We start from the raw sequence: 16517 nt of genomic DNA, 5'->3' as shown, positions 1-16517 counted from the left end.
TCAGTGGACCACGGTCATACCGGAGGCCAATTGCATGACTTTTTCCTGGGTGGCCTCAGCCCGATCCAGGGTGCCCATCAATTCGCCTTCGTGCATCACCATCACCCGATCACTCATGCCGAGCACTTCGGGCAGTTCTGAGGAAATCATGATCACCGCCATGCCCTCGCTGGCGAGGAAGGCGATCAGGCGGTAGATCTCGGCCTTGGCGCCCACATCGATGCCACGGGTCGGCTCATCAAGGATCAACAGTCGCGGGTTGGTCATCAGCCAGCGCGCCAGGAGCGCCTTCTGCTGGTTGCCGCCGGACAAGGTATCGATGCACTGTTCCAGCGAAGGGGTTTTTACCCGCAGCTTCTTGCACATGTCTTCGCACAAGGCGCGCAGGGCTTTCTGCTGGATGAAACCGTTGCCCGAATAGTGCGGCAACACCGCCATTTCCATGTTCTCCAGCACCGACAGGCACGGGAACAGGCCGCTGAGCTTGCGGTCCTCGGTCAACAGCGCAAAGCCCTTCTCGATGGCCATGTGCGGGTCGCTGATGCGCACCGGTTTGCCGTCGAGGGTGATCTGCCCGCTGCTGCTTGGGGTGATGCCGAAAATGGTTTCCGCCACGTTGGTGCGGCCCGAGCCCATCAACCCGGCGATGCCGAGGATTTCGCCCGCGTGCAGGTCAAACGAAACGTCCGTGAACACACCGTCCAGGCTCAGGTTGCGCACCGACAGCAACAAGTCGCCGATCGGCGTCTCGCGTACCGGGAACAACTGGCTCAGCTCACGGCCGACCATCATCGAGATCAGGCTGTCGCTGTTCATCGTGTCGGCACGCTGCAAGCCGATGTACTGGCCGTCGCGAAACACCGCCACTTCATCGGCGATGGCGAACACTTCGTTCATTTTATGCGTGATGTAGACGATGCCTTTGCCCTGGGACTTGAGGTCGGCAATGATCGAAAACAGATGGGCGACTTCCTTCTCGGTAATCGCCGAGGTCGGTTCATCCATGATCAGGATGTCGGAGTCATAGGACACGGCCTTGGCGATCTCGACCATCTGCCGCTCGGCGATGCTCAGGTTGCCGACCTGTTCTTCCGGGTCGAGGTTGATGCGCAGCCGCGCCAGCAGCTCGGCGGTACAGCGGTGCATTTCGCGGTGGTTGACCATGTGCAGGCTGTTGAGCTGCTCACGGCCGATCCAGATATTCTCGGCGATGCTCATGTGCGGCATCAGGTTGAGTTCCTGGTGGATCATCGCAATCCCGGCCTTTTGGGCCGCCAGGGGCGTTTCAAACACAATCGGCTTGCCGCGCAGGCGAATTTCGCCGGCATCGGGCTGATAGATGCCGGCGATGATTTTCATCAGCGTCGACTTGCCCGCACCGTTCTCGCCCATCAGCGCCAGCACCGTGCCGGGGCGCACCCGCAACTGCACATCGTCCAGGGCCACGACGCCGGGAAAGCCTTTGCTGATGTTGAGAATTTCCAGCAGGTAGGGTTCGTCCTGCGCCAGCGGCTGGATACCCGGCGGCTGCGAGACAGTGGCATGAGCGAGCATAGGAAGGTACTCCATCTGCAGGGCGGCCGTGACCGCCCTGCCGGCTTAGGGTTGTGAGGTCAGGGCTACTTGAAGTCTTTGACGTTGTCCGGGGTGATGAGCTTGAACGGGATCACCACGTTCTGCTCCACCGGCTCGTTCCTGGCCATCTTGCGCGCCGCTTCCACCGAGCCCACGGCCTGGCCCTTGGCATCCTGGAACGCCGAGGCGGCCATCTCACCCTTGGTGATTGCGTTGAGGCCGTCCGGCGTGCCGTCGACCCCGGCAATCAACACGGTGCCGGGCTTGGTGCCTGCCGATTTGAGCGCCATGGCCGCACCGATAGCCATCTCGTCGTTGTTGGCCAGTACGGCATTGAACTCACGGCCCTGGGTCAGCCAGTCGTTGACCAGGGTCATGCCCCTGTCGCGCAACCAGGTACCCGTCTGTTCCTGCTCGATCTTGATGCCCGGGTAGTTGGCCAGCACTTCCTTCACGCCCTTGGTGCGGTTGGTGGTGGAGTTGTTCGCCAGGTCGCCGAGCAGGATCACGATCTTGCCCTTGCCGCCGAGTTTTTCGGCGATGTACTGCATTTGCAGCTTGCCGGCTTCAACGTCATCGGACGTCACCGCGACCACGTCCTTGGGCAAGTCTTTCTGGTCGGGACGGCGGTTGACGAACACCAGCGGAATTTTCGCGGCGGTGGCGGCCTTGATGATGTTGGCTGTCGAGGCGGTGTCCACCGGGTTGACGATGATGGCGTCGACTTTCTGGCTGATAAAGTTCTCGACCTGGCTCAGTTGCTTGACCACATCGGCGCGGGCGTCTTCGAACTGCAGTTGCACGCCGTCGCCCTTGGGATAGGACTTGGCTTGCTTGTCCATGTCTTCGCGCAGGTAGGTAAGGAAGGTGTCATCGAAGGCGGACATGCTCACGCCTACTTTGATGTCGGCGGCCGTGGCGACGCCACTGGCGAGCAGCATCGACAGGGCCAGCGCGGTAAAACGGATCGGGGTCTTCATGAACGGTCTGTCTCCACTTTCTTGTTGGTTTTATGGACGTTGCGTTTATCAGCGCTCGGCGGGCACCCGCACCACCGGCGCGCCTGGAATGCAGCAGACCAGCGCGCCCTGGTTTTCGACGCACAGCACATTGAGGAAGGAGAAGTAGAACGGCCGGGCGCGGGGCAGTGCGCGTGGCGTGTGGGCAGGGCGTAAAACTCGCAGTACAGCGTTGAAGATTTTCATCTGACGGTACCTGGTTGTTTTTGATCTTGTTTTTGTTGAGTCGCCGGGGTCGAGCCCAAGACGTACTTTATGCAACCTGAAAAAGACTTTATTGGAAAATAATTTCCATATCAACCTGTTTTAGAATTTTATTCTATTTTTGTTGAAACCACCTGCTGGCGCTCGGCGCTCAGGCGTGCAGCGTCCAATATACGGGTGGTTTCCAACGCGTCATAGGCGTCCACGGGCAATGGGCCCTGGCCTTGCACCGCCGTTTGCAACTGCCGATAGAACTGGGTCCAGCAGCCTTTTTCAGAGGGCACTCGCTCGCGTTCCGGCCCCTGTTCGAACCAGCCCCAGCGTCGATGTTCTTCTGCGCCCCAGTGCTCGCCTTCGGTTTTCGGCGACTTGCCGGCCATCAGTGCTTCTTCCTGGCCATCCAGCCCGTCCACGGTGTAACAACCCAAGGTGCCGCTGACGCGAAAACGCGGGGCCTGGCAGTTCTGCAGGGCGTTGCCCCACAAATGGGAGACCACTCCGTTGGCGTGGGTCAGGGACACGAAGAAGCCGTGATCGACGTTGGGGTGCTCAGGGGTGAATTGCAATTGCGCGAATACCTTGTCCACCGGGCCGAACAATTGCAGGGCCTGGTCCACCAGATGGCTGCCGAGGTCGCGCAACCAGCCGCCGCCGCTGGCATTGCCCACTGCCTGCGGGCTGTAGCGTTCGACACGGGACTCAAAACGGGTGATCTCACCCAAGGCACCGGCGTCGATGAGTTTGCGCAGGGTCAGGTAATCCGAATCCCAACGTCGGTTCTGATAGACGCTGAGCAGCGTGCCTTGGCGTTCAGCGGCGGTGATCAAGGCCTGGGCCTGCTCGGCGTTGGCGGCGAAGGGCTTGTCGCTGACCACCGCCACGCCGTGTTCGATGGCTTCCAGCACCAGCGCCGGGCGGCCCTTGAGGGTGGTGGAGATGACCAGGGCATCGACGCCGGCTTCGACGATCTGGCCGATGCTGTCGAACGCCCTGACCCCTGGCAGATCGGTATTGAGTTGCTGACGCCGCTCGGGCGAACGGGTCACCACCCCCACAAACGTGGCGCCCGGCAATGTTGCAATCAGTGGCGCATGAAAAAAGCGCCCTCCATGGCCATAGCCGACCAGTCCGATTCGCATGAAGTCACTCCTTACTGGAAGTGGAAACCGAATCAAGTGTGGGAGGGGGCTTGCCCCCGATGACAGTGGATCAGTCACCTGATTTGCCAACTGACACACCGCAATCGGGAGCAAGCCCCCTCCCACATTGACCGAGTGTCAGCCGTAGAAGTGTGGGCGGTTTGGCAGGCTGACCTTGACGATCTGCCCACTGCCCTGCGCTTCAATACACGCATCCGCCGCCACCGCTGCCGCATAGCCATCCCACGCCGACGGCCCGCCCACTTGCCCGGCCCGCACGCTGTCAATGAACGCCTGCAATTCCACGTCATAAGCGCCAATGAAGCGATCCTTCCAATCCATCAGAATCGCATTCGACAGCTTGGCGCCGCTGCGCAGTTGCACCTGGGAAGGCTCGGGCAATTTGGCGATGCCGCTCTCCCCCACCACTTCGCACTGAATGTCGTAGCCGTATTGGCAGTTGACGAACACTTCGACGTCGATGCGCGTGCCCTTGGCGGTTTCCAGCAGCACGATCTGCGGGTCGCGCAGGTGGGCCAGGGCTTTGCTGGTCTTGCGCGGGAACACCACCTGCACCGAGACGTAGTCATCGTTGAGCAGCCAGCGCAGCACATCCAGTTCGTGAATCAGGGTGTCGGTAATCGCCATGTCGGTCTTGTAGTTTTCGCCCACCGTCGGGTTGCGATGCGCGCAGTGCAGCATCAGCGGCTCGCCGATCTGGCCGCTGTCGATCACGGCTTTCAAGGCGCGATAACCTTCGTCGTATGGGCGCATGAAACCGACTTGCACCAGGCGTTTGCCGTGCGCCACTTCGGCCTCGACGATCCTGCGGCAGCCGTCGGCGGTCACGGCCAGGGGTTTCTCGCAGAACACCGGTTTACCGGCGGCGATGGCGGCGAGCACGAACTCCTCGTGGCTCGGCCCCCACGAGGTCACCAGTATGGCTTGCACCTGCGGCGAGTTGATCAGCGCGTGACCATCCGGGTATACCTCGGCGTCCAGCTTCAACTCGGCCACAACCTTGGCCGCCTGTTCCAGGTTGATATCGGTAACCGCCACCACCTGGCTGTTGAGCAGGGTCTGGCTGCAACGACGAATATGGTCACGGCCGATGGCACCGGTACCGATCACTCCAAGCTTCAACGACATACAAACACTCCTCTTGTTATTAGTACTGCCGGGCCTTGGCCAGGTGTTCATTGAGTTTTTTCGCGGCGGCGTTGGTGCGTTCGCTGGTGGACACCTGCGCCACGCCCACCCGCCACCACGACAGGTAGCCGTGCACCATGGTCTTGGGCAGCACCTTGATATCGATCAGGGTCGACACGGTTTGAGTACGCGCATCGGCCAGAGCCGCTTCAAGCTGTTCCACGCTGCTGACCTTGTAGGTCTTGCAGCCGTAAGCCGCCGCGCTCATGGCGAAATCCACCGGCACCAGGCCGCCGTCGAGCTTGCCGCTCTCGGGGTTGCGATAGCGGAACTCGGTGCCGAAGCTGTCCATGCCGTTGCCGATCTGCAGGTTGTTGATGCAACCGAAGGCCATGTTGTCGAGCAGCACCACGTTGATCTTGCGGCGCTCCTGGATCGAGGTGGCCAACTCCGAATGCAGCATCATGTAGGAGCCATCGCCGACCAGCGCGTACACCTCTTTGCTCGGCTCGGCCAGCTTCACGCCGAGGGCGGCGTTGATCTCGTAGCCCATGCACGAATAGCCGTACTCGACGTGGTAGGTGTTGACGCCCTTGCTGCGCCAGGCGCGCTGCAGGTCGCCGGGCAGGCTGCCGGCGGCGGCGACGATGATTGCGTCATCGGCGAGCGTCGCATTGAGCACGCCAAGCACTCGGCTTTGGGTCAGGCATGAGCCGGTCAGCTCGATGAATTCGCGCAGTACCGCGCGGTCCAGGTGGTCGTCGACTTCGGGGACGAAGTCATCACCGTGGTATTCGACCCGATGCACGCGGTCGACCTCGGCATCCAACTGCGCCTTGGCGTCAGCAATCTGCTCGCCCCAGCCGGAACGGTAATCACCGAGGGCATCGGCCAACGCTTCGAGGGCAACCTTGGCGTCGGCCAGCACTTGCACGCCGTCGAGTTTCAACGCATCGCCGGGGCAGATATTGAGGTTGAGAAACTTTACCTCGGTGTGCTTGAACAGCGATTTGGACGACGTGGTGAAGTCGGTATAACGGGTGCCGATGCCGATGATCAGGTCCGCCTCGGGCGCCAGCAGGTTGGCCGCCAGGCAGCCGGTCTCACCAATGCCGCCAACGTTCAGCGGGTGGCTGGACACCACCGCGCTCTTGCCCGCCTGGGTTTCGGCGAAGGGAATATCGAAGCGCTCGGCGAAGGCCTGCAACGCGGCATTCGCGCCGGAGTATTTAACCCCGCCACCGCAGATGATCAACGGTTTGCGCTTGCCGCTGAAGGCCGCCAGCGCATCGCCAAGCATCGCGGCGGTGGCTGGGCGACGTTCGATACGGTGCACGCGCTTTTGCAGGAAATAGTCGGGATAGTCCCAGGCTTCAGCCTGCACGTCCTGGGGCAGCGCCAAGGTCACCGCGCCGGTTTCGGCGGGGTCGGTGAGCACGCGCATGGCCTGGATCGCCGCCGTCATAAGTTGCTCGGGGCGGTTGATACGGTCCCAGTATTTACTCACGCAGCGGAACGCATCGTTGGTACTGATGCTCAAGTCGTGGAACTGTTCGACCTGTTGCAGCACCGGGTCCGGTTGACGGCTGGCGTAGACATCGCCCGGCAACAGCAGCAACGGAATACGGTTGGCGGTCGCGGTCGCCGCGGCGGTGAGCATATTTGCCGCGCCGGGCCCGACCGACGCGGTACACGCGTAGATCTTGCGCCGCAGGTGCTGCTTGGCGAAACCGATGGCAGCGTGGGCCATGCCCTGCTCGTTACGGCCCTGATGCACCACCAGGTCGCCGCTGTCCTGCTCCAGCGCCTGGCCCAGGCCCAGCACATTGCCGTGGCCGAATATCGTGAACACGCCGGCGACGAATTTGCTCTGCACGCCATCGACTTCGATGTATTGGTTATCCAGGAACTTCACCAGGGCCTGGGCCATGGTCAGTCGGGTTGTGGTCATGTCGCGCCCCTTAACGTTTTTGCAGGTGGGCGATGCTTGCCCCCAAGGCCTGCCGGATATCCGCCAACTCATGCACGCTTGTGGCAAACGGCTCGAACGACAGGTAGCCGCTGTAGCCAGTGCTGAGCAAGGTGTCGATCTGCGCAGCGTTACCGAGGATGTCGCCCTCGCCCACCAGCACGCGGTGGCCGTCGCGGATCGAATTGAGCGGCGCCTCGGCATCTTCCACGCCGGAGATGTGCACCAGCCCGGTCAGCTCAGGGAAGAACTCGTGCTCGCCGGCCAAGTGATGATGGAAGGTGTCGTGCACCAGGCGGAACACATCCAGGCCGCCGATGGACTGGATCGCGTCCACCGCCACGCGCTTGCGGCGCATGGCGCATTCTTCGAAGCCCAGCGGTTCGATAAAACCGAGAATCCCGTGCTCGCGCAGGATCGGCGCCAACTCGCTTAACGCCGTGCGCAAACCGGCGGCGCGCTGGGCTTCGTTGCGGGTGTCGCCCGGCTCGTTGAACGGGCACATCACCAGGCCTTGCGCGCCACATTCCCGGGCATAGGTGGCCAGCTCGATCGCCTGGGCACGGCGCTGGTCATTCCACACATCAAAGGGGTACAGCGCGTTGATCGACAGCACCGTGATGCCCTGGGCCGCGCACAATTGGCGCACGCGGCTGGCCGGGGCGCCGTATTCGATCTGGCGGTCCTTGAGGTCATTGCGGATCTCGATGGCGTCGCACTTCAAGGCCACGGCCAACTGGATGAAATCCGGCAGGGACAGGTTGGGCGCGACCATGCGGTTAAGGGCAAAACGTAACGGCGACTTCATTGTTGTTGTTCTCCGTGCAAAACCGTTCAGAGGTCCAGCAGCCAACTGTGCTGCGGGTCGTTATGGAAGTGCCAGGCACGCTTGGGGCCGGCCATGACGTTCAGGTAATACGACTCGTAGCCGTACGGCACGCTGACCGGGTGATAGCCCTTGGGCACCACCACCAGGTCACTGTTTTCCACGGCCATGGCCTGGTCGATGCTGCGATCGTCGGTGTACACCCGCTGGAACACGAAGCCCTGGGGCGGGTTGACCTGGTGGTAGTAGGTCTCCTCCAGAAAGCTCTGGTGCGGCAGGTCATCGGTGTCGTGCTTGTGCGGCGGGTAGCTCGACGAATGCCCGGACGGCGTGCGCACTTCCACCACCAGCAGCGAATGCGCCGGCTCGCTGTCGGGCAGGATGTCGCACACATAGCGGGTGTTGGCGCCCTTGCCACGCACGCTGCGCTTGCAGTTTTCCGGGCGGATCAGGCGCGGCGCGTACCCTTCTGTGCTGGGTGCCGCGCAGACGGCAATCTGCACGTCGCTCAAGGCGGTGACCTGGGCCTGGGTGCCCGGCGGCAGGTAGGCGGCGAACGGGGATTTGTCCTCGAATACCGATTGACGGTCCCCCAGGTTCTGCCAGTCGAAGCCCTCGCCTTCGATATTCACCCGGCCGCTGAGCAGCACCAGGCACAGTTCTTTATCGCCGGCGCTGACAGGCAAGGTTTCGCCCAGGCTCAGGCGATAAGCGCTAAAACCCACATACTCCAGGCGCCCGGCTTCCAGGGCGACCATCGTCTGCCCACGTTTATTGCTCTTGACCAGCAAGCTCATGGTTAAGTCCTCTCGTTGAGCAGCGCACGCAAGGTGTCATAGCCCTTTTTTGCATAGATGTAGCTGGGCGCCACGGCTGGGTCCTGCTCGGCCTCGACCACCAGCCAGCCCGCGTAGTTGGCGGCCAACAGCACATCGAGCAATTCGGCAAAGTCGATATCGCCATCGCCGGGTACGGTGAAGGTGCCGTTGACGATGCAGTCGGGAAAGCTCCACATCTGGTTGCGCGCCAGTTGCACCACCGGTTTGCGCACGTCCTTGAAATGCACATGGCAGATGCGCTCGATGTGTTTGCGCAGCACTTCAAGGGGTTCGCCGCCACCCATGTAGCAGTGGCCCGAGTCGAACAGCAGGCCGACTTCCGGGCCGGTGCGTGCCATCAACTGATCGATATCCTCGGGGGATTCGACATAGGCGCCCATATGGTGGTGGTAAGCCAGGCGCACGCCCTGGGACAGGGTGAACCGCGCCAGTTCTGTGAGTTTGTCGGCGTAGGCCTGCCACGCCTGCTCACTGTGAAAACGCGGGCGTTCGATCAAACGGATGCGCGAACCCTGAATCGAGTCGGCCACTTCGCCATACACCAATACGCTCGCGCCGTTCTGTTTGAGCAACTCGACGTGGCCGGCGATGGCCTCGATTTCTTCAGCCACCGAACGCCGCGCCAGGCGGCTGGAATACCAGCCGGACACCAGCGCCAGGTCATAGGGACGCAGCACGTCGCCGACACCTTTGGCGTCCTTGGGGAATTTGCCGTTGAGTTCAAAACCTTCGTAGCCGATTTCCTTGCCTTCGCTCAAGGCGGTGCTCAGCGGCGTTTCACCGCCAAGGGCCGGCAGGTCGTCGTTGCTCCAGGAGATCGGGTTGATGCCAATTCGGATTGCGGGCATGGCTGCACCTTTTATTGTTTTCAACTAACACTGAAAATCTGCTTTATGTGGGAGGGGGCTTGCCCCCGATAGCGGTAGTTCAGTCACAGAAGTGTTGCCTGACACTCCGCCATCGGGGGCAAGCCCCCTCCCACATTTGATCTGATTTAATTTCGGGCACTGCGCCAGGCGGTAATAAGCTGTTCGAAGGTGGCCTGTACCTGCTGAATCAAGCTCTCATCATCAATCTCCCCCGCCATCCACGCACGGCTCGGTTCCTGGAAGATCGTGCGGCCCACGGCAAAACCTCGGCAGGTCGTGCTTCGGCTGGCTTGCCGGAAGCCGTCGGCGAGGCATTCGGCCGAGGCGTTCAGGCCCAACAGCACCACACCACGGCAGTACGGGTCACGTTCTTCGATCAGTTCGTCGAGCTTTTTCCAGTCCTCGGCCGATTGCGCCTCGATCTTCCACCACGCCGGGTAGATGCCCAGGTTGTACAGGCGCTTGAGGCTGCGGTAGAGCACGTCCGGATAGGTCGAGGGGTGATCCTTGGGTGGGATGACCTCCAGCAGCAGTTCATGCCCGCTGACAATCGACGCCTCGTACACCGCCTTGAGCTGCGCTTCCTGTTCCAGGCGCAGCAGCGGCGCGTCATCGGGATGAAATTGCACCAGGCACTTGATGATCTGTTCCTGAGGCCAGGCGATCAGGTTGCTGCCGATGGAGCGGCCATGCTCGAACGCCAAGGGCCGCGAGTTCTGCACTTCCACCGGGCGGGCAATCCACCAGCCGCGGCCGCTGGCCGCGTTGAGCGCGTCCTGGCCGAAGCGCTGGTCGGCGAGCAGGCCGACGTCGGCTTCAATGCCTTGATCAGCCAGTTTTTTCTCGACGCGTTCGATGGCCTGAATAAACAGTTGCTTGGCATCACTGATGCGCGCCAGGTCCTGGCCGCCGCGTTGAGCCAGGTCCACCAGCTGCCAGCGGTGGTCGAAGGCGAACACGAACAGTTGCTTCCAGGTTTTGCGCGGCACGCTGACGCGGTGCAGGCGTTGCAGGGTCGCGTCCTGGTCCGGCCGGGTAATTGGCACCGGGCTGTTGAACAGGTATTCCAACTCGACAGGTGTGGGCATGGCCGGCGCGCAGGCGTGGCGCGACACCACCAGGCCGCCGCAGGCATTGGCCAACTGGCTGCAACGCTCATCGGTTGCGTCGTTGAGCCAGCCACTGAGGAAGCCCGACATAAACGCATCGCCGGCGCCCAACACATTGAGCACTTCCACGCGCACGCCGGGGTAGATCGCCCCGTCTTCCAGGCGCTCCGGGATAGCGCCATGGATCACCGTGCAGCCCTGTGGGCCGAGCTTGACCACCAGGGTCGCGGGCGTCAGTTCACGCACTTTGCGCAGTGCGGCGAGCAAGTCTTCACTGCCGCCGGCGATCAGGAATTCTTCTTCGGTGCCGACGATCAGGTCGAAGCGCGGCAGGATCTTCTGTACATGCTCGCTGACCTGCTGGTCGGCGACGAAACGGGTCTCGCCATCAGCCTTGCCGGCCAAGCCCCACAATACCGGGCGGTAATCGATGTCGAGCACGCGCTTGACGTTGTGCCGGGCCGCGTAATCCAGCGCCTGAATGCTGGCCTTGTACACGCCATCGGTAGAGAAATGCGTGCCGGTGATCAGCAGCGCCTTGCTGGAAGCAATGAAGGTTTCGCTGATGTCTTCGGCGCGCAGGGCCATGTCGGCGCAGTTTTCGCGGTAGAACACCAAGGGGAAGGTCTCACGGTCCTTGAGGCCAAGCAGCACCAGGGCGGTGAGGCGTTCCGGGTCGACTTTGACCGCGCTGACGTCGCAGCCTTCACGGGCCAGGGATTCCAGGAGGAAGCGGCCCATGTGGTCGTCGCCCACGCGGCTGAGCATGGCCGACTTGAGCCCCAGCCGCGCCGTGCCGAAGGCGATGTTGGCGGAAGAACCGCCGAGGTATTTGGCGAAGCTGGACACGTCCTCAAGCCGCGCCCCCACTTGCTGCGCATAGAGGTCGACGCCCAGGCGTCCGAGGCAAATCAGATCCAATTGACGCCCACTGGCAAAACGAGTCTGGCCCATGCTGGCTCCTGTTATTTTTATCAGCCTGCGTTGTGCCGCCGTGGCGACGGCAAACGCTCTTGGTGGGAGCAGACTAGAACGTCCGGCGGCCGCAATCAATATTTATTCCATAATTATTTTTAGTGGAATATTTTTTCCAATAAGCCAGCATAATGCTGCGGCAGCCGTCGTGCATCGTTTCAGCAGCCCAGGCGGGCCGTGATGCCGAGGTATTTTTTTGCGCCTACCCTGTAGACTTGCGCCACCCATCAGCGCACCAGACGAACACGCCAGAAGGATTGCCCATGTCCCGCACCGATCCCGAGACCCACCTGGAAGATACGATCGCCAGCCCTCCGATCAATGCCGAACGCCTGTTGCAGCTGATCACCGACGAATACGAAAGCCTGCCGCGCCAACTCAAGCGCATCGCCAGCTACATGAGCCAGCAGAGCGACCGGATCATGGTCGACCGCATCAGCGACATCGCCCGTGAATGCGAAGTGCATCCCTCGGCCATCGTGCGCTTCTCCCAGCGGTTCGGTTTCAGCGGGTTCAGCGAGATGCAGGCGCTGTTTCGCGAGGCGTACACCCACAAGACCACGCCGGTGCAGAACTACCAGCAACGCATCCGCAGCATGATCGCCAATAAGTCGCAGAAGGCCAGCGGCGGCGACCTGGCGCGTGAATGCGTCAACGCAACGCTGTCGGGCATCGAGCGCCTGGGGATGGAGCTCGACGACGTGGCCTTCGACAAGGCCGTCGACCTGGTGGTGAATGCCGACAATATCTACGTGGTCGGCGTGCGCCGCTCATTCGCGGTGGCCGATTACCTGGTTTACAACCTGCAGCACACCAACAAGCGCATCCACCTGATCTCGGGCCTGGGCGGCAGCTACCGCGAACAGATGCGCAGCGTGCGCGCCAATGACTTGGTCATCGCTATCAGCTTCACGCCCTACGGCAAAGAGACCCAGCACTGCCTGCGCATCGCCCAGCACCATCAGGCCAAGACCCTGATCATCACCGACAGCAACCTGTCGCCCCTGGCCAAGCGGGCAAACGCGGTGTTATTGGTCAATGAAGGCTCGTCGTTCGCCTTTCGCTCATTGAGCGCGACGTTGTGCCTGTGCCAGGCATTGTTCATTGCGGTGGCGTATCGCTTGGAACTGAAGGTGGATGAGATTCACGAGCAGGTAGGGTTCGACGACTGAAGCGGGGCTCACCGCAAACCAAATGTGGGAGGGGGCTTGCTCCCGATGGCGCTGTGTCAGTCGCTTGCAATATCGACTGTTCCACCGCTATCGGGAGCAAGCCCCCTCCCACATGGGACCGAGTAATACTCGGGTTTAGTGCATGAAAATTGCGATCAGGATGATCAACGGAATTGGAATGCCGAGGAACCACAGCAGTAATGAGCGCATCATGTTCTCCTTGAATTAACGAACGTAGGTTTCGGTTTCGACGTACACCACAGCATCGCGGCGGCGACCGCCGAAGGTGGCGGCGAAGCTGGCGAAGAACGCGCCGATCAGCAGGGCAACGAAGGTCCACAGCGACGTGTAAGCAGCCACTTTGGCGGCTGTGTCAGCGGCTTGCTTGGCTTTGACCTTGGCATCTTCGATGGCTTTGCGGGCATCGCCATACACCTTGTCGATACGCGCTTCGGCATCGGCCTGGCTGAGGTTGGTGCGCTGGCTGATCAACTGGGCCAGGTAGGTACGGTCTTCCGGTGCGAGTTGGCCATCATTGCTCAGGGTACGAGCGAAGATGCGACCGACCACGGCATGGGCGGCGTCATCGCTGACAGCTGCAGGGCGATCGTCGCGGAACAGGCTGTCGACGTAGTAGCCGAAATCACCGCTGTGTGCGCCTTTTGCTGCGTTGCCGGCGGCTTGAGTCATGCTGCTGGCGGCACCCGAGGCCACGCTGGCACCGGCTTTGACGCCGCCGCTGACCACACTGCTCACCGAACCGACCACCAGCATCGCCGTGATCAGCGTCGCCACTGCCCAGGCCAGGAACCCGTGGGCCGTGTCGCGAAAGTACACTTCATCGCCATGCATGTTGGCCCACTTCACGCGCAACCGGCCGGCAATGTAGCCGCCCAGGCCCGACGCGACGATTTGGGTGAAAGCCAGCCAGACAATCGTGGAAATGCCAAGCCCCTTGGCACTCATGCCGCTGTCGGCCCACGGCGATACCGCCGAAAAGCCCAGGCCGAAGCCCAGCAGCACCAGGATCAGGGACAGCGCAGCCGCCGCAGCGGCACCAGCAAAAATCGCCCCCCAGGAAACCCCGGAGAGCGCGCTCGACTCTTGCAGCGTGGATGAGGATGTGATCATTGTTGTTTTGCTCCAGGCATGAAAAATAGTGTTACAAGTCTCAAAAAGGACAGTGCAGGCAGCGTGCCAGCGTAAACAAAAAATAAAATCCTTATATTTCAGCAAGTTAACTAAATTGAACTTCCTAAAGTCATGCAAGTTGCAAGAATTGCCTATAGAGAGCGGGCGTTATGCATTCTCTGTGGGAGGGGGCTTGCTCCCGATAGCGGTGTATCAGTTAAGCATTGACAGAATGACCCACCGCTATCGGGAGCAAGCCCCCTCCCACACTGAATTGGGCAAGGCTTGGAAGTACCGGCTTTGGGTAGATGAAGTTTTATTTAGGAAACATTCAGCAACTTCTTGGCAAAATGTCCGCACTTCTAGTGTGAACGCTCACCAGGTAATCCTATGACCCGCATTTTGACCATCGAGGATGACGCCGTAACGGCCCGCGAGATCGTCGCCGAGCTGAGTAGCCATGGACTGGACGTAGACTGGGTGGACAATGGCCGCGAAGGCCTGGTCCGTGCTGTCAGTGGTGATTACGATCTGATCACCCTTGACCGCATGTTGCCCGAACTGGATGGCCTGGCCATCGTCACCACCCTGCGCACCATCGGGGTGTCGACGCCGATCCTGATGATCAGCGCCCTCTCCGATGTCGACGAACGCGTGCGCGGCCTGCGCGCCGGCGGCGATGACTACCTGACCAAACCCTTCGCGTCCGATGAAATGGCCGCCCGCGTCGAGGTGCTGCTGCGGCGTAAAAGCACGGTCAAGGAATTCGAAACCGCGCTGCGCGTGGCCGACCTCGAATTGAACCTGATCAGCCGCGAAGCCAGCCGCGCCGAGCAGCCGCTGAGCCTGCTGCCCACCGAGTACAAGTTGCTGGAATTTCTGATGCGCAACACCGGGCAGATCCTGTCGCGAATGATGATCTTCGAGGAAGTCTGGGGCTATCACTTCGACCCCGGCACCAACCTGATCGACGTGCACATCGGTCGCCTGCGCAAAAAAATCGACCCACCGGGCCTGCCGCCGCTGATCCGCACGGTACGAGGCTCGGGCTATGTCATTGCTGAACCCCTCTAAGGGCTGGCGCTCTTCCAGCAGCCGCTTGCTGGCGCTGTACAGTTCGCTGTTCGTGGCGTGGAGCTGCATCCTCATGGGGGTGCTGTATTACGAGGTGTCGGGGTATCTGAGCGACCTGTCGCGCCATTCGCTGATGCAGCGCCAGCATTTGTTCCAGCATTTCGACGGAGAAGAACTGGTAGACGCACTGACCACCAGCATGACCTTCGACATGAAGGGCGTGGATGCCTATGGTCTGTTCGACGAGCAGTTTCGCCCCTTGAGCGGGCCGATCCGCGCAGTACCACCCGACCTGCCCCTGGATGGCAAGATCCACGCCCTGGCCAACTGCGTCGACTCCGATGACCCGAAACTGCCCAAGGACAGCTGCGACGCCGTGGCCACCCACACCGAAGACGGCCGTTGGCTGGTGCTGGTGCGCGCCAACGGTTCGCTGTTCGGGGTGACCCGGATCATCTGGCATGCCCTGCTGTGGGCCGTGTCATTGACCATCATCCCTGGCGCCGCCGGCTGGCACCTGCTGCGCCGGCGTCCGCTGCGCCGCATTCGCGGGATCCAGGCCAGCGCCGAAGCCATCGTCGCTGGCGACTTGACGCACCGCCTGCCCCTGTCCGACCGGCGCGACGAGCTGGACATGCTCGCGGCCATCGTCAACGCCATGCTCGACCGCATCGAAAAACTGATGAACGAGGTCAAGGGCGTGTGCGACAACATCGCCCACGATTTGCGCACCCCGCTGACGCGCCTGCGCGCACAGCTGTACCGCATCAAGCAGCAAGCGGAGGAAGACTCGGCCCATGCGGTGAAACTCGATGACGCGATTGCCGAAACCGACACGCTGATGGCACGTTTTCGCGGATTACTGCGTATTTCCGAACTGGAAGACCACCAGCGTCGTTCAGGCTTTTTGCTGATGGACCCACTGCCGCTGTTACGCGAACTGCACGACTTCTACCTGCCCCTGGCAGAAGAAGGTGAGTTGGAGCTGGTGCTGCAGACCCCGGACTCACTGCCCTGGATTACCGGCGACCGCGCCCTGTTGTTCGAAGCCCTGGCCAACCTGCTGAGCAATTCGATCAAATTCACCCCGCCCCAAGGCAAGGTGATCCTGCGCGCGGTCAATGACCTGGGCAGCACGCGGATCGACGTCCTCGACTCCGGGCCGGGCATTCCGGCCGCCGAACGCGCGTCGGTGTTCCAGCGCTTTTACCGGGTCGATGAAAGTGATCAGCAAGGCGGTTTCGGCCTGGGCCTGTCGATTGTCGCGGCGATCATCAACCTGCATGGCTTCAAGCTGGAGGTCGGCACCAGCGAACTGGGCGGCGCACGGCTTGTGCTGGAATGCCGCCAGCAGTTGATGCCTGAACAGGCCTACTGAACGCTCCGCAGATCCAAATGTGGGAGGGGGCTTGCCCCCGATGACGGTGTGTCAGCTACAGATAAGCTGACTGACCCACCGCAATCGGG

At 61.5% G+C, this 16517-nt stretch carries 15 protein-coding genes; 4 read left to right on the top strand and 11 right to left on the bottom strand.

Annotation, left to right across the window (positions count from 1 at the left end; all coding sequences use genetic code 11):
* From C4J93_RS12825 to iolC, 10 genes are all read right to left on the bottom strand, one after another.
* On the bottom strand, positions 1 to 1554 hold the full coding sequence (locus tag C4J93_RS12825) for a sugar ABC transporter ATP-binding protein (protein WP_124362705.1): 1554 nt from the start codon (positions 1552 to 1554) through the stop codon (positions 1 to 3).
* 65 nt (positions 1555 to 1619) lie between these two features.
* Positions 1620 to 2555, bottom strand: coding sequence for a sugar ABC transporter substrate-binding protein (locus C4J93_RS12820; protein ID WP_124404074.1), 936 nt, complete (start codon positions 2553 to 2555; stop codon positions 1620 to 1622).
* Between the two features lie 48 nt (positions 2556 to 2603).
* Positions 2604 to 2780 carry a hypothetical protein gene (locus C4J93_RS27135; protein WP_163001556.1) on the bottom strand — a complete coding sequence of 59 codons (177 nt, stop codon included), beginning with the start codon at positions 2778 to 2780 and terminating at the stop codon, positions 2604 to 2606.
* A 128-nt stretch (positions 2781 to 2908) separates the two neighbouring features.
* The gene (locus tag C4J93_RS12815) at positions 2909 to 3937 is read right to left on the bottom strand and encodes a Gfo/Idh/MocA family oxidoreductase (RefSeq protein WP_124429516.1); all 1029 of its coding nucleotides are present in this window, start codon (positions 3935 to 3937) and stop codon (positions 2909 to 2911) included.
* Positions 3938 to 4075: 138 nt separating this feature from the next.
* On the bottom strand, positions 4076 to 5086 hold the full coding sequence (locus tag C4J93_RS12810) for a Gfo/Idh/MocA family protein (protein ID WP_124429515.1): 1011 nt from the start codon (positions 5084 to 5086) through the stop codon (positions 4076 to 4078).
* Positions 5087 to 5105: 19 nt separating this feature from the next.
* Positions 5106 to 7037 (bottom strand): 3D-(3,5/4)-trihydroxycyclohexane-1,2-dione acylhydrolase (decyclizing), encoded by a 1932-nt coding sequence (gene iolD / locus C4J93_RS12805; protein WP_124429514.1) that lies wholly within the window; start codon positions 7035 to 7037, stop codon positions 5106 to 5108.
* A 10-nt stretch (positions 7038 to 7047) separates the two neighbouring features.
* A complete protein-coding gene (locus C4J93_RS12800) occupies positions 7048 to 7863 on the bottom strand; it encodes a TIM barrel protein (RefSeq protein ID WP_124429513.1) in 816 nt (271 codons plus the stop codon).
* A gap of 26 nt (positions 7864 to 7889) precedes the next feature.
* On the bottom strand, positions 7890 to 8678 hold the full coding sequence (gene iolB, locus C4J93_RS12795) for a 5-deoxy-glucuronate isomerase (protein ID WP_124429512.1): 789 nt from the start codon (positions 8676 to 8678) through the stop codon (positions 7890 to 7892).
* 2 nt (positions 8679 to 8680) lie between these two features.
* Positions 8681 to 9568, bottom strand: coding sequence for a myo-inosose-2 dehydratase (gene iolE / locus C4J93_RS12790; protein ID WP_124429511.1), 888 nt, complete (start codon positions 9566 to 9568; stop codon positions 8681 to 8683).
* 146 nt (positions 9569 to 9714) lie between these two features.
* A complete protein-coding gene (gene iolC / locus C4J93_RS12785; protein WP_124429510.1) occupies positions 9715 to 11652 on the bottom strand; it encodes a 5-dehydro-2-deoxygluconokinase in 1938 nt (645 codons plus the stop codon).
* On the opposite strand from iolC, the gene C4J93_RS12780 reads away from it, so the two are divergent.
* Complete coding sequence (locus tag C4J93_RS12780; protein ID WP_124362696.1) at positions 11651 to 11854, top strand: hypothetical protein; 204 nt, start codon at positions 11651 to 11653, stop codon at positions 11852 to 11854. The two genes, iolC and C4J93_RS12780, sit on opposite strands and share 2 nt — an antisense overlap.
* A gap of 82 nt (positions 11855 to 11936) precedes the next feature.
* Positions 11937 to 12845 carry a MurR/RpiR family transcriptional regulator gene (locus tag C4J93_RS12775; protein ID WP_124362695.1) on the top strand — a complete coding sequence of 303 codons (909 nt, stop codon included), beginning with the start codon at positions 11937 to 11939 and terminating at the stop codon, positions 12843 to 12845.
* Between the two features lie 225 nt (positions 12846 to 13070).
* On the opposite strand, the gene C4J93_RS12770 is transcribed toward C4J93_RS12775, so the two are convergent.
* Complete coding sequence (locus C4J93_RS12770; protein ID WP_124362694.1) at positions 13071 to 13976, bottom strand: hypothetical protein; 906 nt, start codon at positions 13974 to 13976, stop codon at positions 13071 to 13073.
* Between the two features lie 390 nt (positions 13977 to 14366).
* On the opposite strand from C4J93_RS12770, the gene C4J93_RS12765 reads away from it, so the two are divergent.
* Complete coding sequence (locus C4J93_RS12765; RefSeq protein ID WP_122539638.1) at positions 14367 to 15050, top strand: response regulator transcription factor; 684 nt, start codon at positions 14367 to 14369, stop codon at positions 15048 to 15050.
* The gene (locus tag C4J93_RS12760; protein ID WP_124429509.1) at positions 15028 to 16428 is read left to right on the top strand and encodes a HAMP domain-containing sensor histidine kinase; all 1401 of its coding nucleotides are present in this window, start codon (positions 15028 to 15030) and stop codon (positions 16426 to 16428) included. Before C4J93_RS12765 ends, C4J93_RS12760 begins: the two co-directional genes overlap by 23 nt.
* Positions 16429 to 16517 lie beyond the last annotated feature (89 nt).

Source organism: Pseudomonas sp. R2-37-08W (assembly GCF_003851705.1).
In the GTDB taxonomy this organism is placed as follows: domain Bacteria; phylum Pseudomonadota; class Gammaproteobacteria; order Pseudomonadales; family Pseudomonadaceae; genus Aquipseudomonas.
Note: the sequence above shows the minus strand (reverse complement) of the source record. Positions and strands in the feature narration are given on the sequence as shown.